This is a genomic window from Curtobacterium sp. VKM Ac-1393, from assembly GCF_015350995.1.
Lineage (GTDB): Bacteria > Actinomycetota > Actinomycetes > Actinomycetales > Microbacteriaceae > Curtobacterium.
Window position 1 is genome coordinate 164,407 of sequence record NZ_JADKRW010000001.1, and the last position, 21,928, is coordinate 186,334.

Consider the following 21,928-nt stretch of genomic DNA (forward strand, 5'->3'; position numbering starts at 1 on the left):
TCATCTTAGGAAGCCAGCAAGACGAACTCGCGTGATCGTCCGAGTCTCACAGGCGGTCCGGCCTGGTCGAACGGCTGCCGAGTCCCCGACGCACTCCACGAGCGACCGCTCGAGCTGCCTGCGGATTCCGCGTGATCAGTCCAGCCGCCATCGTAAGCCGCGCGACGATCCACAAGCCGACGCGGATCGGATGGTACTTCTTGCCGAAGACGACCACCGACCGCGAGGCCTCTTCGTAGGCGATCGTCGACCGAGCGCCTCCGTCGTAGCCGCCCGGAGAGACCGTACCGCCCCTCCCATGTCGGACGATGACGTCCTCGGCCACGCGGAACACATTCCGTTCGCCCTGCCTGCCGAGTCGCTCGACGAACTCGATCTCTTCGCAGTACAAGAACAGTTGCTCATCGAGGAGGCCGAACTGCTCGAAGCTCCGAGCCTTCGCCAGGAAGGCAGCGCCGAAGAAGGTCGGGGTGAACCGTCGTCCGAGAGGCGCTTCGAGCACCCCACGACCGACCAGGAGGTCGAAGCCCGGACGACGCAGGACAGTCTCCTGCCCGCTCGGCGTCTCGGCGAGCGCGGGCGACACGACGTGCGCACTCGACGCCACCAGCTCATCGACCAGCGAGCGAACCGTGCCAGGTGCCAGATCGACGTCGGGGTTCAGCACCAGGACGTACTCGTGTCCCGAGGTGATGGCCTCGCGAATCCCGACGTTGTTGCCTCCGGCGTACCCGAGGTTCCGCTCGGGCCGGACGACGACGACGTGTTTGCTGAGGTCGTCGAGTACGAACACCTCGTGTCGCTGCTCGCTCGCCGAGTTGTCGACGATCGTGACGCTCACGACGTCTGGCTCGAACGCCACCGACCGCGCCGCCGCGACGGCGGCGACTTCCGACCGGTAGGAGACGATGACGACAGCGACTGAGCTCACAGCGCCCCCATGGCGGACCGAGCTCGGGTGTCCCAGTTGTTTTCGTCCACGAACGACCGTACTTCCGCCTGGGTGCGACGTGGCGTACCTGTGCTCGCCAGCACCGCACCCACGAAGGACTCCGTTCCGGAAGCCCGAGAGATGTCAGATCCGAAGTGGGCGAGCTCCGGGTAGTCGGAACACACGACCGGGCGCCCCGAGACGACGTACTCGTACACCTTGACGGGGTCGACGCCGAGGACGAGTGGGGTGATCTCGAACGGCATCACCAGGACATCACTCGTCGCCATGAGCGACAAGACTTCAGCATGCGGCTTCGGACCGAGCGCGATAAGACGCGGATGGCTCGGGACCCGCACGTCGGTCGGACCCACAAGTTCCACTCGGACATCAGGGTCAGCATCGAGCAGGGCGAGGACGTCCCCGAACCGGAACCACTCCGAGACCGTGCCTATGTACCGCACTGTGCTGGCCTCGACCGCACCGGGCGCAGCGAACACCGACTCGGCGCTCGCTCGATCGAGCGCGTTCCTCACGACCCAGGTCTTCGTTCCCGGGTGCGTCGAGCGGACGTCGTCCGCGATGGCCGCACTCGAGCACCACACGACCTCCGCCGCCGCCCTCAGCAGATGCTCTGCATCGTCGTCCGCTTGGGTCGCATCCGAAAATTCGCGGTTGAGGTCCATGCAGTCGTAGACGATCCGCACCCGCGCGGCGCGCAGGACCCGGACGAGGCGTTGATGTCTCGCGTGGGTCACGACGACGACGTGAGGCCGCCAGAGCACGAGGAGCAAGAGCGCGGACACCGAGCTCAGGAGGACATCCGCGGCCTTGAGTCGGTCGCGGAGTCGCTGCGGGACGAGGGGCAGGTGCCGAACCGGCACGGCGAGACGCTGGTCCTTGATCAACCGACCACGCTTGACGAACAACGAGTCGAAAAAGGCGATTTCGACGCCGTCGATACGGCCGAGCGCTTCGCTCAGGAAGTGTGGGCGCTGCTTGATCCACCGGCTGCTCACGTGTGACACGTATGCGATCCTCACAATGCCTCCTCGTACATCTCGCTGATACGGGTCGCGATGTTCGACCACGCGTACGACCGTTCGACGAAACGCCGCGCCTCGTCCGCCATGACGAGCCGCACTTCGACAGGGAGCGCGGCGAGCTGCGCCACTGCCTCAGCCAGTTCGAGCGGTGAACGCGGGGGGACGAGCAAGCCGGTCTGATGGTTCACGAGCTCGGGAAGCCCTCCGACGTCGGATGCGACGAGCGGCAGTCCGCTCGCCATCGCCTCCAACGCAGAGAGACTGGTTGCTTCCAAGAGCGACGGGATGACGCACATGTCCGACGCGCGGAGGTAGCGCGCCATTCCCGTGGCGTCGACCGAATCGACCACTGCGACACTGCACCGTGCTTGCGCGAGGAGTCCTCGTACCTCCTGCGCATACTCGGGAAAGTCAGACTCACCGGCTCCCACGAACACCATGGCGATCTCCGTCGGCCACTCCGGCAGTGTGATCGCCTCGGCGGCGAAGACCACACCCTTGCTCGGAGCCCAGCGACGGGGAATGATGCAGACGTTCTCTGCCGCAGGTATGCCCAGTTCGTTGCGGAGTTCCTGGCGCTCGACGTCACTTGCCGGCCGGAAGGTCGTCACGTCGACGCCGTTGGGGACGTAACGGATCGGACACCGCACGGCGGCTTGGTCTGCGAGTTCCTGCGACGGACCTGTCGCTGCTTGGAACGGCGTCGTGAGCCACCTCGTGATCCACCGTCCGACAACGGGGATTCGTCGCAGGATGAGGAACTCTCCGAGGTGATTCGTCCAGACCTGGCGGACGCCGGTGCGACGGAGCCGTCGCGCGATGACGGCGCTCGTGACGAAGTCGTGGTGGTGGACGACGTCGAACCGCTTCTCCAGTTCCACTCCCTGCAGCGTCCGACCGATCCTCCGACCGATCTGGACGCGAGCGAGGAAATTCGAGAGGAACCGGCCGCTTCCGGTGCTCCGTCGAGTCCGCGCGCGCCCCTCGGTCCCGGTCGTGTGAGGGTCTATGACCCACAATTCGGGTCCATCGACCGAGAGCTGGCTCGCTCCCGGGCTGGTTCGCCCTACCGTGACCGTGTGGCCGGCCGCCTCGAGCTCCTTGGCCAGGTTGAAGACGTGCAGCTCGACACCACCCCGGGTCCGGTCGACGTAGCTGTTCGTCAGCATCAGGATTCTCATTGCGCCTTCTTCAGATCTGCGTGAGGAGAACGGCCAGGAGGACGAGGCCGACCGCGGCAGTCGAGGCCATCACGGCCGGGCGGTCGAGGCCAAGAGCCGGCTCCGCGCGCCGGAGGAGTACAGAGGTGACCAGCGCTCGTGATGCGGTGCCGAGCGCGATCCCGGCACCCGCAGCCTCCCAGCCGGATGTCAGGACCAGCAGAAAGCAGCTCCCTGATGCGACCACCACGCCGACGATGGTCCCGACCGACACCGCCCCGGACCGCCCGAGCCACATCAGGGCCGCTGCTCTGTTGTCGGCGAGCGCTTGGAACGATCCGGCACTGAGCGAGACCAGGACGGCGCCCCGCACTGCGTCGGCGTCGTAGGTGGGCGGAAGCCAGACGGGCAGGAACACGAAGACGAAGATCACGACTGCGGCCGCGACGGCCACGAGCACTGCCTGGATCCGAACGAGGTTCCGGTTGAGCAAGCTCCGCAGCTCCGACGCAGTCGTCGCTGCTTGAGCCCGGGTGGACCAGTGCGCGTCGAGAGATGCCCCGATGGTGGTCACTCCGCCGATCAGCAACGAGGCGTACTGGAAACCCGCGAGTCCGACCGGACCAGTGATCAGTCCGACGATGATCCTCGCAAGGAGAAGAGTGGCGACCGCAAGCACGAGGTGCGGCACGAGACCGAGCGACTGCAAGCCGATGCGCAGAGCGCGGCCCTGCGTGTCCACATCGGGCTGTCGGTTCACGAGTGGCACGACCACGATCGTGCCCATGACCAAGGCGACGACGTAGACGATGAGACCGGCGTCGAGGGAGCCGGCGATCCCGGCGACCATCGAGAGCATGAGCAATGAGAGGAACTGCGACCAGATCGTCAGTGCGGCGTACAGACCGGCTCGGTTCAGTCCACGGATCACTCCGAGACCCAGGATTGAGCAACCCGTCGCCGCGACGACTGCCGAGACCCGGAGGACCGAGTTCTGGGGCGCCAAGATCAAGCCGATGACACCGAGGGCCGCGACCGCGATCAGGACAACGAGCAGCAATCGAACGAGGCGGCCATCCGCTCCGCCTGCCCTCCTGGGCTCCCTTGCCAGACGGTTCGCGACGTGCAGATGGGCTCCGAGCGTGACGACCGGCGCCAGGATGCTGCTGACCGCGAGGACGCCCGACAGCTGACCGACGGGAGCCGGTGGCAGGAGCCGGCCGAGGAGCGGCCACACGAGGAGCGTGGTCCCCACAACGGCGATCGGTCCAGCCTGGAAGAGGGCGAAGCGAGTTCGTTGCGCGTTAATGAAGTGGTCTCCTCACGGCGATGGCACCCGGTGTCCGGCGTCGTCCGAGGAACACCTGGCCGACACCCGCGCAGATCACCAACAACCCGAAAGTGAACGTCAGGTTGATCAGGAGGTAGGCGCCGTTGCCGTTCATCAAGAACAGGCGGATCCCGTACACCAACACGCCGGCGCCGACGGTGAGCAACGGACCGCTCGCCTGTCGCAGCCGCACGACGGCCGACCGCCAGACGACCCCGAGGGCGAAGATGACGAGGATGCAAGCGAAGACCGGCATGCTGTAGAGCAGGTAGACAGGCCCACCCACCGTCACTGGCACGAGGAAAGCCCCTCGCTGGATCGGCGTCCCCGTCACGACCGACGAGACCAGTTCGTCGAAGGAGTACCCCTCTGGGGCAGTCCCCAGGTAGCGGCCGAAGAGCACACCGAGGTCGCGCAACAGCACCGAGGTGTGATCGGAGATCCCAACCGGGCGAGCGGTCAAAGCGGTGTAGCCGGCGATGATCGCGTCGCTCGTCGAACGCCGGATCACGTAAGCGATGCCAGCGTCAGATCCAGCGAGCGTCTGGTACTTCGAGCCGACGTACGTGACGTATCCGATTGCCACCACCCCGCCGACGGCGAACCCAGCGAGCTGCTTGAACCCAAAGCGCCCGTACCGGATCGCCAGACCGAGCGCGGTGATGATCAGCACCTCGATGAGGCCGCCCTTGAATCCGAGGAACACCTGGGTCGAGGCGAAGAGGACCCACAGTGTCACCGCGGGACGCTTCGAGGCATCCCGGATGGTCGCCAACCCGATCAACGCCGCGATCGGCAGCGCGTAGAGGACAGCGCGGCTCGGGAAACCACCGAGCCCGCTCGAACCGATGTCGAACCGGCTGGTCTCGACGCTGCTGCTGAGCAGCGGGATACCGACGGCGGAGAAGTGCAGGACCGCAAGCACGCCCAACACCAAGATGCATCCGCGGAGGAACGAGGGAAGCCATGCCGGCTCGTCCAGCTCCTCCGCGAGACCTCGAGAGCCGACTCGACTGGCGAGGAACACCCCCGCAGTGAAGATGAGCGGCGCGAGCAGCACGACAGCCGTTCCGCGCACCTGACCTCGGTCATGCACGAGCAATGCGAACCCGACGGTCGGCAGGATCCACTGTGCCAGCATGATCGCGGTCACCCCGAAGGTGGCGGCGCGGGTAGCGGTCGCGGGAGCCGGTCGCGGATCCACCACGGAACGATCCGCAACGGTCTGACGTGGCAACAGGTCCCCTTCCGCGGCAGACCTGGCCAGTCCCGCGCTCGGTCATTCTGCCACGAAGATCAATCCGGACAGAGGTCTTTCGGCCTTTAGAATCTCGCATGGGGGCACACGGGCTCCCATAGTCGCTCGGAGACCCACTTGAACATCATGCCGATCTACGGCACTCGCCCGGAAGCCATCAAGTTCGCGCCGATCGTCAAGGCACTCCAGTCGCACTCGACCTTGATGTCGCACGTGACAGTGACCGGTCAGCACCGAGAGATGCTCGACCAGGTGAACGAAGTATTCGGGATCGTCCCGGACACCGATCTGGCGATCTTGAAGCCGCGCCAGACACTGGTCGACATCGCGACGGCCACGATGCATGGGCTCGACAGCCTGTTCAGCGCGGAGAGGCCCGACGCTGTGATGGTGCAGGGAGACACGTCCACGGCCTTCGCAGCGGGTCTGACAGCGTTCTACCACCAGATTCCTGTTGTGCACCTCGAGGCTGGGCTTCGGAGCCACGATCTCCGTCTTCCGTTCCCGGAGGAAGGCAACCGCAAGCTCCTGACCCAGATCACCTCGCTCCACCTCGCTCCGACACCACACAGCCGCCAGAACCTGCTGAACGAAGGCGTGGCCGCTGACTCGATCGTCGTCACGGGGAACAGCGTCATCGATGCGCTCCTCCAGGCGCGTTCACGCGACCATGTTTCGTTCTCCGACCCGGCCCTGGAGCAGGCGGTCAGGAGCGGCCGAAGGATCCTGCTGGTGACGTCGCATCGGCGAGAGAACCTCGGAGGAGGGATGGAGCAGATTGCCTCGGCGCTCAGGACCTTGGCCACCACCCACCCTGATCTCCTCGTCGTCCTCCCGGTCCACAAGAACCCCGCCGTCCGCGAAGCACTCCTGCCCCCACTACAGTCGTTGCCCAACGTCCTGATCACCGAGCCCGTCGGGTACGGCGAGTTCGTCTACTTGCTCAATGCCTGCTCGATCGTGCTCACTGATTCCGGCGGCATTCAAGAGGAAGCACCCGCACTAGGCAAGCCGGTCTTGGTGATGCGCGACTCCACTGAGCGGCCGGAAGCGGTGGAGTTCGGTGTCGTCAAGCTCGTCGGGACCGATGCGTCCGTGATCGTCAGCTCGGTCGATGAACTCCTGCGGTCGGACGACTCGTACGCCGCGATGTCACAGGCGGTCAACCCCTACGGTGACGGCCGCGCAACCGAACGCACGATCGCTGCTCTCGAGGCGCTGGCCGCAGACCGTCCAGTCACCACCGTCGTCGACTTCGCACCGGCAACGAGCGAGTAGACGCCCGAGCTAGTAGGCGTCGCTGCCCGGTCGGAGGACTGCTTTCACCGTACGCCAGAGGATGACGAGGTCACCCGTCATCGACCAGTTCTCGACGTAGTACAAATCGAGTCGGATGGCGTCCTCCCATCCAAGTGAGGACCGTCCGCCGACCTGCCAGAGCCCGCTCATGCCGGGTTTCAACAGCAACCGCCGACGCGCGGCATCGTCGTACATCGCGACTTCGCCTTCGCGCTGGGGGCGAGGCCCGACGAGGCTCATCGAGCCCGTCAGGACATTGAACAGCTGTGGGAACTCGTCCAACGAGTGTTTGCGGAGGAAATGCCCGATCGATGTCACACGCGGGTCGTTCTCAACCTTGAACAGCGGCTGGTCGGATGTTCCCTGCCGCGCGAGCAACGCCGCGAGTTCGTCATCAGCGTTGACGCGCATCGAGCGGAACTTCAGCATGCGGAACGGCTCACCGTTCTGACCGATCCGCTCCTGCCGGTAGAAGACCGGCCCTGCGCTCGTCAATTTGACGAGGAGAGCGAGGACGAGCAGCACCGGCGACAACAGCGCGATGAGCAACGCCGAACCAACGACGTCGAAGGTGCGCTTCAGCAGGTGCGTCGACCCTTCGTAGCGGGGCATCTCGACGTGGATCAGTGGCAGGCCAGCGACGGGGCGTGTGTGGATACGGGGGCCGTTGATCTGCGTCAGGCTCGGCGCCACGATGAGGTGCTGTCTGCCGCCGTCCAGTCCCCAGCTGAGTTCACGGACTGCTTGGGCTCCGAGCTCCTCGGAACTCGTGACGGCGACAGTGTCGGCGCCGATCGAGTTGAGCGCCTCCAAAGCGTCAGGAATCTTGCCCACGATCGGCACGTCCATGCCTGTGAGTGTGTCCCCGACGTTCCCGTCAGGGACGCATGCTCCGACGACCCGGTAGCCCTCTTCAGGATGTCGCGCGAGCTCCCCTGCGAGGTGCTCAACGCTCGATCGAGAACCGACCAGGAGCACCCGGGCGGAGAATCGTCCGCCATGCCGCTGGGCGTTCAGCCATTGCCGCCAGATCCACCGACTGAACATCAGGACGAGGATTCCGAGCGGAAACGCGATGAAGATGTACCCGCGAGCGAGATCGACCTTGAAGACGTACGCGACGATGGCAACGAAGGCGAAGAGACGGATCGAGGCATCGACGATCCGTCGGTACTCCGCTGAGCCGGTCCCGACATACCGGTGGTCACGAGTGTCGTAGATCGCGAGGACGACGAGCCAAGCGACGATGATCGCGAGCGAGACTGCCGTGTACCCGATGGCCAGGTCCGCGACGCTGCCGCTGACTGCCGCGCTGTCGAAGCCGAACCACGCGATCTGCACGCCGAAGACGACCCAGATGAGCACGAGGATGTCGGTGATCACGAGTCGACGCGCGTAGCTCTTCGCCCAAGGCACTGCTGCTGTCGTCTGTCGACTGGTGAGGGTCACCACGAAGTGCCACCGTCGTCGGACACGAGTACGGCTCCACCGGACCAGAGCCACACGGCCCCGCCGGCCCGAGCGAGGGCGACGGCGCCGTCCGGGTCGGCATCCGCCGCACAGCCGACGACGGCGGTCGTCGTCGTCGGCGTGACCCCGGCTGCGGGCATCGACCGGATCTCCACCCCGGAGCACGCGGTGGCCCCGACGCGGGCGACCAGGTACGCGTTGCCGTCGTCGGCCAGGGAGCGGACGCCGGCGAACGGGACCCCGACCCAGGCTCTGGTGCCCGAGCGCCACTGCACCTCGTCGGCGCAGACGACCGCGGTCGTGAACTGGCCCTCGTAGGCCTCCGCCGGGTCCGCGCACGGCGAGGCCACCACGCCGGTCGACAGGATCAGTCCATCGGGAGCGATGCCCGCTCCAGCGGCGCCGGGGGCGCCGTCGGTCCAGGACCGGCCGTCGTCGGCCGAGGTGCGTACCGTCGGCGCGCAGTCGTCGCCGGAACCGACGACGACCGAGACGCCGTCGGTGCTGGCGCGCAGCGCCAGGATCGCGCCGGCGCCCGCCCCGAGACCGACGTGAGTCCACGTCGTTCCGCCGTCCACGGTGTGTTCCAGCACCCCGTCGGTTCCGCCGCATGTCCCACTGGAGGCGCGCCATGCCTCCCGTCCGTCCACTGCGGACAGCAGACGGCGGCCGGGCGCGACCATCCCTGCGGGATCCGCCGTGGCGGAGACGCCGGGCGTCGCCGAGGGCGACGGACGGGGCGTACTGGAGAAGGTCGGGACCGGTCCGGTGGTGCCGTTGGAGGCGGGCGCGGTGCGCGAGAGCGCCAGAGCGACGAGCAGGACGTCTGCGACGACGAGCACCACGACGAGGACGGCGACCCAGACGAGCGTGCGGCGCGAGGAGACGCTGCCGAGGATCCGTGACCCTCGGCGCGGACTCACGCGGGGACCGCCGTCATCGGGCGGCTCCGCGGGTGGCGGCGACGCGGCCGCGCTTCGGGGGCTTCGGCGGGGTCGGCTGGTCCTCGTCCTGCAGGCCGTACCCGTAGGCGTAGCCGTAGCGGCCGTAGCCGTACGCGCCCGGTCCCTTGGTCGGCATCATCGTCATGACGAAACCGGCGATCGGCGCACCGACGTTCTCCAAGGCGCTCACGGCACCGGCGAGCTGGCCCTTGTGGGTCCGACCGGAGGCGACGGCGACGATCGCGCCGGACGCCTTCTTGGCCAGGATGGCGGCGTCGGTGACGGGCAGCAGGGGCGGCGCGTCGAACAGGACGTAGTCGAACTGCTGCTCGAGGCCGGCGATCAGGTCCTGCATGGCACGCGAACCGAGCAGCTCCGACGGGTTCGGCGGGATGGGACCGGCGGGCAGGACGATGAGGTTGCCGCGGCCCCACGGAACGGCGACGTCCTCGATCGTGGCGCGCCCGATGAGTACGTCGGTGAGTCCGGCCCCGCCCTCGAGGTCCATGTAGGTGGCGATCTTCGGACGACGCAGGTCGGCGTCGATCAGGATCACGCGGAAGCCGGCGCTGTCCAGGGCGATGGCGAGGTTCGCGACGGTGGTGCTCTTGCCCTCGGACTCGACCGACGACGTCATCACGAAGGTGCGGGAGCCGGTGCCGATGTCGAGGAACTGCAGGTTGGTGCGGAGCGTGCGGAAGGACTCGGCGCGGGGGCTGCGCGGGTCGACCTGCACGATGAGCGGTCGCTCCGACGCCTTGCTGTCGTAGGCAATCCCGCCGACGACGGGCTTCTCGCTGATCTTCTCGACATCCGACTCGGTGCGGACGCGGTTGTCGAGCGTCTCACGGAGCACCGCGACGCCCACACCGAGGGCCAGGCCGACCAGCAGCCCGAGCACGACGTTCACCGGCACGTTCGGGCTGACCGGCACGTTCGGCACCTGGGCTTCCTTGACACGGGTGAGCTTCACCGTGCTGGTGCCGTCGGCGTCGGTCGCCTCGATGTTCTGCACGACGTTCGTCAGGCTCTCCGAGGTCGCGTTCGCGATGTCGGCGGCCTGCTTGGCGTCCGTGTCGTTCACGCTGATCGAGATGAGCGTCGTGTTGAGCGGTGCGTCCGAGGTGACGAGCTCGGCGAGCTGGTCGGACGTCATGTCGAGCTTCAGGCTCGAGATCACCGGCAGGAGCACGATCGGCGTCTCGACCAGGTTCGAGTACGTCAGCACCCGCTGCTGTGTGAAGGTGTTGCCCTGCGCCAGGTCACTGGCGCTGCCGCTGGTCTGCGTCGACACGAAGACCTGCGCCGACGCCGAGTAGACCGGCTGCTTGAGCAGCGAGAAGCCCGCAGCGGCAGCGACGCCGACCAGTGCCAGCACCAGGATGAAGACCCATCCCTTGCGCAAGACCGCGATGTAGTCGCGTAGCTCCACGCGGCACCCTTCCCCGGAAGTCGCCGTTTCCTGCACAGTCCCTGTCACAGGTCGACCGGGATCATCCCAGTGTTCGGCATGGAAATAGTGCCACACGGATGAGTCGCACTCGGGTCGTCCGGCACATCGTCTCGTCGCGTGTCCCGTACGGTGGCGACATGCAGCCCGAACCGGACGCGTCGTCGGTCACCCGCCCCACCTCGGCGGTGCGGGACCTGCAGGTCGTCGTGATCGCGCTGCTGGTCGCCGTGCTGCTGTCGCGGATCGTCGGCGGCGTCGCCCGGACTGGGGGTCTGCCCTCGCCGATCGTGCAGGTCGTCGTCGCCGATCTGGCCGTGTGGGTGCCGCTCGTCCTCGGTGTCGGGTGGGTGCTGCGGCGGTCCGCTCCGGGCGTGCTCGTCCGACGGCTCGGGCTCGGCTGGGCCGACGTCGTCGCCGCGATCGGCATCGTCATCGTCTGCCGGGGGCTCGACGCCGTGCTGTCCGTCCTGTTCTTCGGCGCGACCGGGCTGACGCCGCAGGCGACCCTCGGCACGCCGGACGTGCTGCTGCTCGTGGTCTCGGCGATCGGGGTGTGCCTGCTCGGTCCGGTGCTCGAGGAGATCGTGTTCCGCGGAGTCGTGCAGCGCCGGCTGGCCGCCGAGCTGACGCCGCGCACGCAGTTCCTGGCGGTGCTGGTGACCGCGCTCGCGTTCGCGTTCATGCACCTGGCGATCAGCACGACGACCTCGTCGGTGGCGGGCTTCGAGGTCTTCGTGACGACCTTCGTGCTCGGGCTGCTCACCGGCACGCTCGTCGCCATGACCGGACGCATCGGCGGCGCGATCCTGGCGCATGTCCTGTTCAACACCGTCGCCGTCGTGCTCACCTGGCCACGCTGATACCGATCGTGCTGTCTGGTCTGAGTTGTTCTCAGCGATGACACAGCCGGAACGGTAACGTCGTACTCGAATGTCTCGCCGAACCAGCATCCTCGAGAGCCCCCTCGCACGGCAGGCTCCGCTCAGTGGGTTGCTGGCGCTCAGCGCGGTCCTCACCCTCGCGGTCCCGTCGCTCCAGATCACGGACGACGACCTGTTCGTCGCGAGCCTCGTCTGCACCGGTGTCGCGACGATCGTGGCTGCGGTGGCACTGGCGTTCCCCCACGCCGTCGGACTGGTGCCTGCCTTGCTGCTGCTCGACTTCGTGGCGATCGCGCTGTTCCGGACGAGTACGGGCGCGGGTACGTCGGTCTTCACCTCGCTCGCCGTCCTGCCGGTCGTCTGGTGCGGGTCGCTCCGTGGGCGGCTGACCATCCTGTGGGCAGTGCTGGGCGTGTCGCTCGTGATCCTGGCGCCGTACTTCCTGACGCCGACGACCACCCCCGGTGGGAGCGAACTCGTCCGTCTCGGCATCACCGTGACCGTGTTCGGCACGGTCGCCGCAGTGGTGCACGAGCTCTCCCGGCGAGCGCGACGCAACGTCCGTGCTGCCCAGCTGGGCGAGGAGCGCGTGCGCGCGGAGATCGACCGGGCCGCCGTCGTCCAGCGGTCCCTGCTGCCGACGTCGACCGCGCACCTGGGTGCCGACGTGGCGGTCGCGGGTGCGTGCCTGCCGGCGAAGTCGGTCGGTGGCGACTTCTTCGACTGGTACGAGACGAACACCGGGGTCGCCGTCAGTCTCGGCGACGTGATGGGCAAGGGTGTCGGGGCCGGACTGATCGCAGCGGCCGTGCGGGCCACCGTCCGCAGTGCCCGCGCCGTCGACGACCCGTCCGAGGCGCTCCTCCGTGCGGCCGACGGACTCGCCGCCGAGCGCAGCACGACCGACGTGACCTTCACGACGTTGTTCCACGCGCGCCTGTCCACCGACGGCACCTTCCGGTGGGCCGACGCCGGACACGGGTTGAGCCTCGTGCTCCGGTCCGACGGCAGCGTCGAGCGGCTCCGGTCGAGCGACCTGCCGCTCGGGATGGGGCTCCGCGACGAGTGGGCGACGACCGAGGGGTTCCTCGGGCTCGGTGACCTGCTCATCTCGTTCAGCGACGGCGTGCTCGACCTCTACGGAGGCCGCGAGGACACCGTCGACGCGGTGGCCGATCTCGCACGTTCATGCGACTCCGAGCCCACCGCGCTGGTGGCGGCGCTGTCCGCGCGGGCGGAGGAGATCGAGCACGACGACGACGTGACGGTGATCGCGATCAGACGGACACCCGTCACGACGGACACCTCCGCGATGGCTGCCCCTCCAGGGCACCAGGAGCGCGCATGACGAGGTCAGTCGTCGGTCGGTGATCCCTGTTCCCGCCGGAGCCGCTCGACCTCGGCATCGACCTGGCGCCGTGAGAACCGCTTCGCCACGACGATCGCCCAGGTCGCACCGACCACGGTGAGCACGGCCCCGAGGACGGTCCCCTCGACACGGAGAGGACCGTCGCTCTGGTTCGGGACGAGCGCGCCGATCAGCAGGCTCAGGCCACTCGCCAGGAGCACGAAGGCGACGATCGTCGCCGGTCGTGCTGCCGCACGAGGAGCGCCCTGGGGGAAGGCGGATCGCGAGAGCGCCACCACCAACCACACCCCGGCGACACCGGCGCTGACGGGGAACCACTGCCCGAGCACGAGCAGCGCCACCACCGTCACGACGAACCCGCCGGCGCACCACAGCCACCACCGGTTCCGGTCGCGGCGCTCCGCCGCGTCATCGTTCCCCATGACTCGACGGTAGCGGTCCCCGACCCCGCGATGTCAGTGCAGGGCGGTGAAGGACGCGTCGCGGACGAGCACGGTCTCCGCGTCGCCGGTGACCTGCTGCTGCGGGTCGCTCGAGAGCCCGAGCTGCCAGGTGCCGCCACCCGGCTTCTCCGGCAACGTGAACTCGACGGTGGTGTCGGAGGCGTTCAGCAGGACCGCGACGGTGTCGTCGCCCTGCTCGAAGACGAGCATCACCGCCCGGTTGCCGCCGTCGGCCCAGTCGCCGTCCTCGAACCCGGCGTCGTCGGCACGCAGGACCGACACGGTGGACTCGGAGTCACCGGGTGCCGTGCGGTACCACTCCGGGCGCAGGGAACGGTGCTGTGCTCGGAAGGCGATCGCCGCGGTCGTGAACGCGAGCAGGTCACGGTCGGCCGCCTGCCAGTCGAACCACGAGATCTCGTCGTCCTGGCAGTAGGCGTTGTTGTTGCCGCCCTGCGACCGGGCGATCTCGTCGCCGCCGAGGATCATCGGCACGCCGGCCGACAGCAGCAGGGTGCCGAGGAAGTTCCGGCGCTGCCGGTCGCGGTACTCGGTGACCCCCGCGTCGTCCGTCGGGCCCTCGACCCCGCCGTTGAACGAGGCGTTGTCGCTCTCGCCGTCGTTGTTGTCCTCGCCGTTCGCCTCGTTGTGCTTCTCGGCGTACGAGGTCAGGTCCGCCAGGGTGAAGCCGTCGTGCGCGGTGACGAAGTCGACCGAGCACAGCGGCGAGCGCCGTGACCCCTCGTAGACGTCCGGGCTGCCGAGGACGCGCTGCACGGCGTCGCCGAGCGCACCCTCGTCGCCGCGCCAGAAGGCGCGGAGGTCGTCGCGGTACTTGCCGTTCCACTCGGACCAGTCGGCCGGGAACCCACCGACCTGGTAGCCCGCGGTGTCCCACGGCTCGGCGATCATCTTGACGCGACGGAGCACCGGGTCCTGGTGGATGATGTCGAGGAACGCGGAGTGCTTCTCGGCCTCGCCGCCCTGACGCGTCAGCGTCGTCGCCAGGTCGAAGCGGAAGCCGTCGACATGCATCTCCTCGACCCAGTAGCGGAGCGAGTCCATGATGAGTCCGAGTGCCGCCGGGTGCGAGACGTTCAGCGAGTTGCCGGTGCCCGTGGTGTCGAAGTAGTTCGCCTCGTCGCCCTCGACGAGGCGGTAGTACGACTCGTTGTCGATGCCCTTGAGTGACAGCGTCGGGCCCATGTGGTTGCCCTCGGCGGTGTGGTTGTAGACCACGTCCATGATGACCTCGAGCCCGGCGGCGTGCAGGGCCTTGACCATCTCCTTGAACTCGGCGACCTGCTGACCGGCCGTGCCGCTGGACGAGTACTCGTCGTGCGGTGCGAAGAAGCCGATGGAGTTGTAGCCCCAGTAGTTGCGGAGTCCCTTGTCGGCGAGGGTCGAGTCCTGGACGAACTGGTGCGTGGGGAGCAGCTCGACAGCCGTGACGCCGAGGTCGACCAGGTGCTGGATCGCCGCCGGGTGCGCCATGCCGGCGTAGGTGCCACGGATCTGCTCGGGCACGTCGGGGTGCTGCTTCGTGAAGCCCTTCACGTGGACCTCGTAGAAGACGGTGTCGGCCAGGCTGGTCGCGGGACGGACGTCGTCGCCCCAGTCGAACGAGCGGTCCGCGACGACCGACTTCGGCATCGCGGCGGCGGAGTCGGTGTCGTCGCGGGTCTCCGGGTCGTCCATGTCGTGCCCGAACAGGGCCTGGCCCCACTCGTACGAGCCGTCGACCGCCGTGGCGTACGGGTCGAGCAGGAGCTTGGCGCCGTTGTGCCGCAGACCCTTCGCCGGGTCCCACGCACCGTGGACGCGGAAGCCGTAACGGGTACCGACGGCGACGCCGGGGACGATGTCGTGGAACGTGTAGCCGGTGCGGTGCTGCAGCTCGGTGCGGTGTTCGGTCCCGTCGTCGTCGAACGTGCAGAACTCGACGCGCTCCGCGGTGCTGGAGAAGAGTGCGACGTTGGCGCCGCCGTCGACGAGGGTGACGCCGAGCGGGGTGCGGGCAGAAGAGGTCATCGTGTCGTTGTACCGGGTGGCCGCTGTGCTCCTGGATCGTGTGCGTACCCCGACGGGCATCGCTGCGCAGACCGGACAATCGATGCTCGACGCCATCCGGAGAACGCGCGTTCCCCGTTCGGGGGATACCGCCGTGTCGAGGCGGCTGGTTGAGTCGTCGGGTCAGCAACTCCGTTGCGGACGATATCCGCGCGGAGCCTCGGCACCATGCGAAGGCGGTCCCCTTCGGGTAGGGCGATCGCAGTGGTGCCGCCGTGTCGATTCGGGTTCGGGGCGGCGGCACCCATTCCCCGGGTTCGACGCGATGTCCTCATTGTGGGGGACCTTCTTGTACCCCGTTCTGGGCGTACCGAATCGTCTGTCCTCGCAGTGTGATGGACGACAGGACTCCACTGTCTGCTTCCACCCGAAGGAGCGCGCATGACCCTCACGGTCCCTCGTCGACTCGACGCCCCGTCGATCCCCCCGTCGACGCGCCGCTCCGCGCTCCGTCCACTCCCCCACGCGTGGACCCGGTGGATCCTGCGCCTCGCGTTCGCCGTGCCCTACGTCCTGGTGGCCGTGCTCTCGATCGGCGTCCCGTCGACGCCGCTCCTGGCACTCACCGGCAACCAGGCGACGCTCGACCGCGCCACGGCGGCACTCGACGGCGGCGTCGTGCAGGCCGTCGGACAGCTCTACCCGCTGCTCTCCGGCGTCCTGCTCCGGTTCCTGCCGTTCGGTGTGCACGGCGCAGCTGTCCTCGGCGGCCTCGCAGCCGGCGTGCTCCTGCAACTGCTGGCGCAGGCCATGCTCCGGCGCGGGATCCGGATGCGGAAGGTGGTCGTGTTCACCATCGCGCTCGGCGCGAACCCGCTCTACGCCTTCGTCGCCCTCAACGACCTGCAGGCCTTCCTCGGCATCGCGCTGTTCGCCCTCGCGATCGCGGACATGGTGCGGTTCTTCTCGTACGGCGACACGCAGGCGGGCTTCCGCGCCGGGCTGTCCCTCATGCTCTCGACACTCGTCGACCCGATGGGCCTCGTCTACGTCGTGATCGCGGCGTTGACGGCTCCGCTCCTCGAACTCGCTCGCCGCGGACAGCCGGGCATCCGACGGGCGAACACCCTCGTGCTCGTCTTCCCGAGCCTCGCCGTCCTCGGCTCGATGTCCGTGCTCGACCTGCTCGTCCTCCACGATCCGTTCGCGGCGCTCCGGAACACCGTGCACACCGACAGCACCCGGCTGAACGGCCTACAGCACCTGGTGGGCTCGTTCGACGGCCTGCTGCTCCTCGCGATGGTCGTCGCAGGCTGCCTCCTGGCCCTGCTCGTCCACCGGCCCGGTGCGATCGTCATCGTCATCGCGTTGTTCGCCGGGATCCTCGCCGGCTACGCGATCGGACTCATCCCCGTCGCCACCGCGGGCAACACCTTCGTCACGATGCTCGCCGTCGCGATCGCGATCCTCCCGCGGGCCAGCAGCCGCGTCACGAGCGCCCTCATCATGGTGCTCGCAGCCCTCCAGATCCCGCTCGCGTGGACCGCCGCGTTCGAACGCGAGGTCGTCGCCGAGTGGATGCAGTCCCTCGTGGCGATGGTGACCGCGTGACCGCCGTCGCGCCAGGACGACTCGACGACCCGAACGGCCGCCACCGGGGACACGACTCCGACTGGCGACCACAGCACCGGTGCTCGGTCCGCCGACACGTCGACGAGGGCTGGGTCGCCTCGTCGCGGATCCGCGAGGGTGTCCTCGTCCTGACCAGCGGCCGGTCGGACCCGGACGTGCTCCGGGCCGCGCTGACCGAGGAGTTCGGCGAGCCCGTCGTGCTCCGGACCGTCGACGAGTCCGAGGTCCGGCAGCGCATCATGTGGGAGCTGGACGACGAGGTCGCCGACCTCGCCGCCCACGACCTCGCTCGCACGATCCCCGCAATGTCCGCTCGCACCGTGCTGTCCCGCGGCCAGCAGGTCGGTGGCGGCATCGCCCTCCTCGCCTTCGCCGCCTGCATGGTGGTCGCGCCGGGCACGACGGCGGCTGTCGTCACCGCGGTGCTGTCGCTCGGGTTCCTCGCCGGCATCGTCTTCAAGTTCTGGGTGTCCATGGTCGGCGCCCGCTTCGACCTCGTCGAGCAGGTCTCGGCGGCGGATGTCGCCGCACTCGACGACACGACACTGCCGACGTACACCGTGCTGGTCCCGGTGTTCCGCGAAGCCAACATCGTCGGGGACCTCGTCCGCAACCTCGAGGCCATCGACTGGCCGAAGGAACGGCTCGAGGTCCTCGTCCTCGTCGAGGCCGAGGACCACGAGACGCGCCAGGCCGTGCTCGACGCCGAGCCACCGGCGTGGATGCGGATCGTGATCGTGCCGCCCGGTTCACCGCAGACCAAGCCACGCGCCTGCAACGTGGGCCTCACGATCGCCCGCGGCGAGTACGTCGTCATCTACGACGCCGAGGACCGTCCGGACGCGGACCAGCTCAAGAAGGTGTTCATCACCTTCGACCGAGCCGGCGACGACACGGTGTGCGTGCAGGCGGCGCTGAGTTACTTCAACGCCGACGAGAACGCCCTGACCCGGATGTTCACGCTCGAGTACTCGTACTGGTTCGACTACATGCTCGCCGGCCTCGACGCCCGCAACCTGCCGATCCCGCTCGGGGGCACCTCGAACCACTTCCGCACCGAGCTGCTGCGCGAACTCGGCGGCTGGGACCCCTACAACGTCACCGAGGATGCCGACCTGGGCATCCGTGCGTCCGCGGTCGGGTACCGCGTGTCCGTCGTGAACTCCACCACCATGGAAGAGGCGAACACCTCGATCCCGAACTTCGTCCGGCAGCGGTCGCGGTGGATCAAGGGCTACATGCAGACTGCCCTCGTGCACGCACGTCGGCCCAGGGCGCTGGTCCGTGAGATCGGGCTGCGTCGGGCCGCCGCGTTCACACTGCTCATCGCCGGGACACCGCTGACGTTCCTCGGCATGCTGCCCGGCATCGCCGTCACCATCGCCACGCTCGTGCTGCCAGCCTCGTGGACCGCCCCGGTGTTCCCCGCACCGGTGCTCTGGTTGTGCGTGCTCGACTTCCTGCTCGGCAACGCCACGATGATCTACCTGACCATGATGGGTCCGTACAAGCGCGCGCGGTTCGATCTCATGCTCTGGGCGTTGCTGAACCCGGTCTACTGGGTGCTGCACTCGGTCGCCGCGTACAAGGGGCTGTGGCAGCTGATCACCCGCCCGCACTACTGGGAGAAGACGGAGCACGGCCTCACCAAGACCACCGCCGCCTGAGCGTCGCGATCCGACGCTTGTCATCGAGGCCGGTGTGCGCCACTGTGTGGAGCGGACGCACGCTTCGAGGAACAGGGGCCCGCATGCTGTCGTTGGTGTACGTGAGCACGATGAGCCGACCGGTCACGGACGACGAACTCGCCGAGATCCTGGTGATCGCTCGCGAGAAGAACCTGGCACTCGGCATCACCGGGATCCTGGCGCACCAGGGCAGCAACTGCATCGGCATCATCGAGGGCGACGACCAGGTCGTGCGGGAACGGTTCGACGGCATCCGTCAGGACCCCCGGCACACCAACGTGCGCCAGATCGCTGCGGACACCGTCGCCACCCGGTCCTTCCCGGAGTGGTCGATGGCGTTCCAACCCGCCGACCCGTTGATCAAGGAGATCCCGGGGTTCCTGGACCTCTTCGCCGAAGGGCACACACCCGACCCGGCGGGCACCGCATCGCGCGCGAAGGCCCTGCTGGGATGGTTCCGGAAGCACCCCCTGGCGCCGCTGACGAACCAACACGGCGACGACGCGGTCGAGATCCGCACCCGGATCGTCGGCGCGGCGATCACCGTGCTCCACGGCACCGGGGTCGAGCAGGCTGACGTCGACACCGTCGCCAGCCGCGCCGGGCTGTCCGCCGACGAGCTCCGGAAGCACTTCCCCACCCGCGAGAGCCTGCTGACGGCCACGGTCGACCGGTGGTCCAGCTCCGTGTCACGACCCCTGCGGCCGATCGCCGACACGCACGGCGCGGTCGCCTACCTGCACGCACTGGTCGTGGCGTACTCGGAGGAACCCGCGCTGATGCGGCTGCTCGCTTCCGCCCTCGCGGCGAGCACGGACCCCGGCCACGAGGGGGCGCAGTACTACCGCACCCTGTACCTCCGGTTCCGCCAGACCGTCCGGGAAGCACTCGAGCAGGACATCCGGACCGGCCGCGAGCCGGCCACCATGGATCCCGCGCGCGCCACCGAGCAGCTCCTGGCGCTCTACGACGGCCTCAGGATCCAGTCGCTCCTGATCGAGGGGTTCGACATCATCGCGTCCTTCGACCGCGCGGTGTCACGGCAGCGGCGGGGGTGGGCCGAGGACTACCGGCACACGGACCTGTTCGAGATCCCGGTCGACCGGACCAGCGGTCACAACGCCCGCGAGAAGCAGACCGACTCGGAGTCCTCGCGGTAGGGCCCGAACGGCATGATCCGCACGAACCCGTTCCGGGTCAGGAGCGCGGCGGCGTGCGGCTGCAGCGCCCCGATCTCGGCGACGACGGCCGGTGCCTGCAGCTCCTCGGCCTGGGCGAGCAGCTCGAGCAGCAGCAGGTCGCCGACACCCTGCCCGCGCGAGTCCGGCCGCACGAACAACCGCCGGACCTCGAAGACCCCGTCCCCGGCGGCGCTGAGCGACGCGGTGCCGAGCGCCAACCCGGTGCGGTCGCGTGCGATCACGTGCGCGGCGGCGGTCGCGCCGGTCAGGGGACGCCCGCGGTCGGCTGGTCGACCGTAGGTCCGATCGACCTCGATCCGCGCGGCGGCGCGCAGCCGAACAGAGTCGTCGGCGTCGAAGGGCTCGGCGACGACGGAGAACGGCGGGCGCTGCATCGTGGAGGGTCTTCCTCACCGGCGCCGCGTCGTCGCGGTGCCACGTGGGCGATCGGTGTGCGTGCCGCCGCTCGAACCCGAATCGAGCGGCGGCACGGTGTGCGCTCTGCCGCTCGAACCCGAATCGAGCGGCGGCGCGTGCAGACGACTGGCGTCTGCCCTCGGACGCCCTAGCGTCCGTGGCCTGTGGTGGGTCTGGGTCAGCTCGCCAGGTCGAGGTCCCAGACGGGCGCGATGTAGGTGCGGGACCATCCTTCACGCATGCGTGTCACGGCACGGTCGAAGGACTCGAGCAGGTCCATGTCCGGTCGCACCATGGACTGCAGCTGCAGTCCCTCGTACGTCGCGAGCAGCTGTTCGGACCCGCGGGCGGGTTCCATCGTCCGCGGCTCCCGGCCGAGCAGGATGTCCCGCTCGAGGGCGTGCTGCACGAAGGCGTGGAAGCGGCGCCAGCGCGCGTGGAGCATCGGCGCGAGCGGGTGCTCGGGCGACGCTGCGATGTTCAGCGTGGCCGTCAGGAAGCGCATGAGCGAGGGGTCGGCGATGTTGGCGGTGACGATCGCGCGTAGGAACCGCACGGTTCCGTACTGCTCGGCCAGGGGCATGAGCGGCGCGGTGCGCTGTTCGTTCCAGTGGTCGATGGTCGCCAGCAGCAGCCCGTCCCAGCTCGGGAAGGTCTGTTCCACGACCGTGACCGACTCCCCCGCCTCGGCGGCGACGACGGCCGGGGTCACCTCGTGCAGCGGGCGTGCCCGCAGCGCGCGGATCATGCCCTCGACGACCGTCGAACGGAGCAGCGCCGCGTCAGGCGTCTCGATGTGCATGCATGTACTCCACCAGGTGTGCAGGCAGTCCAGAAGCCCCCAGAACGGGACCGTTCGCATACCGGACGACCACCAATCCGGTCACGAATCGGTTCCGGCATGCGCCGGCGAGGGATACTCATCCCATGCGTTGGGGACGGATCGGACCGGTGGCGGTGGCGGTGGTGGCCGTGATGGCGAGCGGCCTGCTGGCGGGGTGCGGCGCCGACGGACCGGTCCAGGGCATCGGACCGGGCACGTCGGTCAGCTCGTGCGTCGACTACGTCACCATGACGGCCGCCGAACGCCGCGAGGCCGCCGACCTGGTCGTCGACGCCCGGGTCACGAGCACCGACCGCACGGTCGAGCTCGGCGGTGTCTACGCCGTCCACGAGGCCGAGGTCACGAAGGTCTCCAAGGGCGACGACCCCGGCGCCACCATCGACGTCGTCAGCACGTCGGACATGTGCACGACGAGCGGTGAACCCGTCGAGTACCTCGAGGGTGACGTCCTCGATGCCGAGGGCACGTTCCGCCTCTACCTGACCCAGGCCGACCACGACAGCGCCTGGCGACTCGTCGTCCCCGGCGCCGCCGAACCGCTCACCACCGGCTGACACGCCAGCGTCGAGCCA

General features: G+C 68.4%; 19 protein-coding genes. 7 read left to right on the top strand and 12 right to left on the bottom strand.

Annotated elements, in window-relative coordinates:
• Positions 1-46: 46 nt before the first annotated feature.
• From ITJ59_RS00800 to ITJ59_RS00820, 5 genes are read right to left on the bottom strand one after another with little or no spacing between them, the layout of a single operon-like run.
• A complete protein-coding gene (locus tag ITJ59_RS00800) occupies positions 47-931 on the bottom strand; it encodes a glycosyltransferase (RefSeq protein ID WP_194649203.1) in 885 nt (294 codons plus the stop codon).
• Entirely contained in the window at positions 928-2,022 is a 1,095-nt protein-coding gene (locus ITJ59_RS00805) for a hypothetical protein (RefSeq protein ID WP_194649204.1), read from the bottom strand. The genes ITJ59_RS00800 and ITJ59_RS00805 overlap by 4 nt, the downstream gene beginning before the upstream one ends.
• A complete protein-coding gene (locus tag ITJ59_RS00810) occupies positions 1,971-3,158 on the bottom strand; it encodes a glycosyltransferase family 4 protein (RefSeq protein WP_194649205.1) in 1,188 nt (395 codons plus the stop codon). Before ITJ59_RS00810 ends, ITJ59_RS00805 begins: the two co-directional genes overlap by 52 nt.
• Before the next feature lie 10 nt (positions 3,159-3,168).
• Entirely contained in the window at positions 3,169-4,392 is a 1,224-nt protein-coding gene (locus ITJ59_RS00815) for a hypothetical protein (protein WP_194649206.1), read from the bottom strand.
• Positions 4,393-4,441: 49 nt separating this feature from the next.
• Entirely contained in the window at positions 4,442-5,674 is a 1,233-nt protein-coding gene (locus ITJ59_RS00820; protein WP_194649207.1) for a hypothetical protein, read from the bottom strand.
• A gap of 177 nt (positions 5,675-5,851) precedes the next feature.
• Here ITJ59_RS00820 and wecB point away from each other — a divergent pair, with 177 nt between their 5' ends.
• Positions 5,852-7,003 carry a non-hydrolyzing UDP-N-acetylglucosamine 2-epimerase gene (gene wecB / locus ITJ59_RS00825; RefSeq protein ID WP_194649786.1) on the top strand — a complete coding sequence of 384 codons (1,152 nt, stop codon included), beginning with the start codon at positions 5,852-5,854 and terminating at the stop codon, positions 7,001-7,003.
• A gap of 9 nt (positions 7,004-7,012) precedes the next feature.
• Here wecB and ITJ59_RS00830 read toward each other — a convergent pair whose 3' ends face one another.
• From ITJ59_RS00830 to ITJ59_RS00835, 3 genes are all read right to left on the bottom strand, one after another.
• Positions 7,013-8,407, bottom strand: coding sequence for a sugar transferase (locus ITJ59_RS00830; RefSeq protein ID WP_323749355.1), 1,395 nt, complete (start codon positions 8,405-8,407; stop codon positions 7,013-7,015).
• A 62-nt stretch (positions 8,408-8,469) separates the two neighbouring features.
• Positions 8,470-9,417 carry a hypothetical protein gene (locus ITJ59_RS19490; RefSeq protein WP_323749356.1) on the bottom strand — a complete coding sequence of 316 codons (948 nt, stop codon included), beginning with the start codon at positions 9,415-9,417 and terminating at the stop codon, positions 8,470-8,472.
• Between the two features lie 13 nt (positions 9,418-9,430).
• Complete coding sequence (locus ITJ59_RS00835) at positions 9,431-10,870, bottom strand: polysaccharide biosynthesis tyrosine autokinase (RefSeq protein WP_194649208.1); 1,440 nt, start codon at positions 10,868-10,870, stop codon at positions 9,431-9,433.
• A 158-nt stretch (positions 10,871-11,028) separates the two neighbouring features.
• On the opposite strand from ITJ59_RS00835, the gene ITJ59_RS00840 reads away from it, so the two are divergent.
• On the top strand, positions 11,029-11,751 hold the full coding sequence (locus ITJ59_RS00840) for a CPBP family intramembrane glutamic endopeptidase (protein WP_194649209.1): 723 nt from the start codon (positions 11,029-11,031) through the stop codon (positions 11,749-11,751).
• 70 nt (positions 11,752-11,821) lie between these two features.
• Positions 11,822-13,120, top strand: a complete 1,299-nt coding sequence (locus ITJ59_RS00845) for a PP2C family protein-serine/threonine phosphatase (RefSeq protein WP_194649210.1) — start codon at positions 11,822-11,824, stop codon at positions 13,118-13,120.
• Between the two features lie 5 nt (positions 13,121-13,125).
• Here the strand turns inward: ITJ59_RS00845 and ITJ59_RS00850 are convergent, their stop codons facing one another.
• The gene (locus ITJ59_RS00850) at positions 13,126-13,563 is read right to left on the bottom strand and encodes a hypothetical protein (RefSeq protein WP_194649211.1); all 438 of its coding nucleotides are present in this window, start codon (positions 13,561-13,563) and stop codon (positions 13,126-13,128) included.
• A gap of 33 nt (positions 13,564-13,596) precedes the next feature.
• Positions 13,597-15,615 (bottom strand): glycogen debranching protein GlgX, encoded by a 2,019-nt coding sequence (gene glgX / locus ITJ59_RS00855; protein ID WP_194649212.1) that lies wholly within the window; start codon positions 15,613-15,615, stop codon positions 13,597-13,599.
• A 420-nt stretch (positions 15,616-16,035) separates the two neighbouring features.
• Between glgX and ITJ59_RS18885 the strand changes: the two genes are divergently transcribed.
• The 3 genes from ITJ59_RS18885 (at position 16,036) to ITJ59_RS00865 (ending at position 20,074) form a co-directional block, all read left to right on the top strand.
• Positions 16,036-17,205: a hypothetical protein gene (locus ITJ59_RS18885; RefSeq protein ID WP_228510731.1), complete on the top strand. Its 1,170-nt coding sequence runs from the start codon at positions 16,036-16,038 to the stop codon at positions 17,203-17,205.
• Entirely contained in the window at positions 17,202-18,893 is a 1,692-nt protein-coding gene (locus ITJ59_RS18890) for a glycosyltransferase (protein ID WP_323749357.1), read from the top strand. The genes ITJ59_RS18885 and ITJ59_RS18890 overlap by 4 nt, the downstream gene beginning before the upstream one ends.
• An 83-nt stretch (positions 18,894-18,976) precedes the next feature.
• Positions 18,977-20,074, top strand: a complete 1,098-nt coding sequence (locus tag ITJ59_RS00865) for a BLUF domain-containing protein (protein ID WP_228510733.1) — start codon at positions 18,977-18,979, stop codon at positions 20,072-20,074.
• Here ITJ59_RS00865 and ITJ59_RS00870 read toward each other — a convergent pair.
• Positions 20,029-20,490 (bottom strand): GNAT family N-acetyltransferase, encoded by a 462-nt coding sequence (locus ITJ59_RS00870; protein ID WP_194649215.1) that lies wholly within the window; start codon positions 20,488-20,490, stop codon positions 20,029-20,031. The genes ITJ59_RS00865 and ITJ59_RS00870 overlap by 46 nt on opposite strands.
• A gap of 200 nt (positions 20,491-20,690) precedes the next feature.
• Positions 20,691-21,314 carry a TetR/AcrR family transcriptional regulator gene (locus ITJ59_RS00875; protein ID WP_194649216.1) on the bottom strand — a complete coding sequence of 208 codons (624 nt, stop codon included), beginning with the start codon at positions 21,312-21,314 and terminating at the stop codon, positions 20,691-20,693.
• Between the two features lie 125 nt (positions 21,315-21,439).
• On the opposite strand from ITJ59_RS00875, the gene ITJ59_RS00880 reads away from it, so the two are divergent.
• The gene (locus tag ITJ59_RS00880) at positions 21,440-21,910 is read left to right on the top strand and encodes a hypothetical protein (protein ID WP_194649218.1); all 471 of its coding nucleotides are present in this window, start codon (positions 21,440-21,442) and stop codon (positions 21,908-21,910) included.
• The last annotated feature ends 18 nt before the right edge of the window (positions 21,911-21,928 follow it).

What these genes read in the sequence shown, in the direction of transcription:
- ITJ59_RS00810 (WP_194649205.1), bottom strand. Translation starts at nt 3,158, where the DNA reads ATGAGAATCCTGATGCTGACGAACAGCTACGTCGACCGGACCCGGGGT.
- wecB (WP_194649786.1), top strand. Translation starts at nt 5,852, where the DNA reads ATGCCGATCTACGGCACTCGCCCGGAAGCCATCAAGTTCGCGCCGATC.
- ITJ59_RS00840 (WP_194649209.1), top strand. Translation starts at nt 11,029, where the DNA reads ATGCAGCCCGAACCGGACGCGTCGTCGGTCACCCGCCCCACCTCGGCG.
- ITJ59_RS00845 (WP_194649210.1), top strand. Translation starts at nt 11,822, where the DNA reads ATGTCTCGCCGAACCAGCATCCTCGAGAGCCCCCTCGCACGGCAGGCT.
- ITJ59_RS00850 (WP_194649211.1), bottom strand. Translation starts at nt 13,563, where the DNA reads ATGGGGAACGATGACGCGGCGGAGCGCCGCGACCGGAACCGGTGGTGG.
- glgX (WP_194649212.1), bottom strand. Translation starts at nt 15,615, where the DNA reads ATGACCTCTTCTGCCCGCACCCCGCTCGGCGTCACCCTCGTCGACGGC.
- ITJ59_RS18885 (WP_228510731.1), top strand. Translation starts at nt 16,036, where the DNA reads ATGACCCTCACGGTCCCTCGTCGACTCGACGCCCCGTCGATCCCCCCG.
- ITJ59_RS00865 (WP_228510733.1), top strand. Translation starts at nt 18,977, where the DNA reads ATGCTGTCGTTGGTGTACGTGAGCACGATGAGCCGACCGGTCACGGAC.
- ITJ59_RS00870 (WP_194649215.1), bottom strand. Translation starts at nt 20,490, where the DNA reads ATGCAGCGCCCGCCGTTCTCCGTCGTCGCCGAGCCCTTCGACGCCGAC.
- ITJ59_RS00875 (WP_194649216.1), bottom strand. Translation starts at nt 21,314, where the DNA reads ATGCACATCGAGACGCCTGACGCGGCGCTGCTCCGTTCGACGGTCGTC.
- ITJ59_RS00880 (WP_194649218.1), top strand. Translation starts at nt 21,440, where the DNA reads ATGCGTTGGGGACGGATCGGACCGGTGGCGGTGGCGGTGGTGGCCGTG.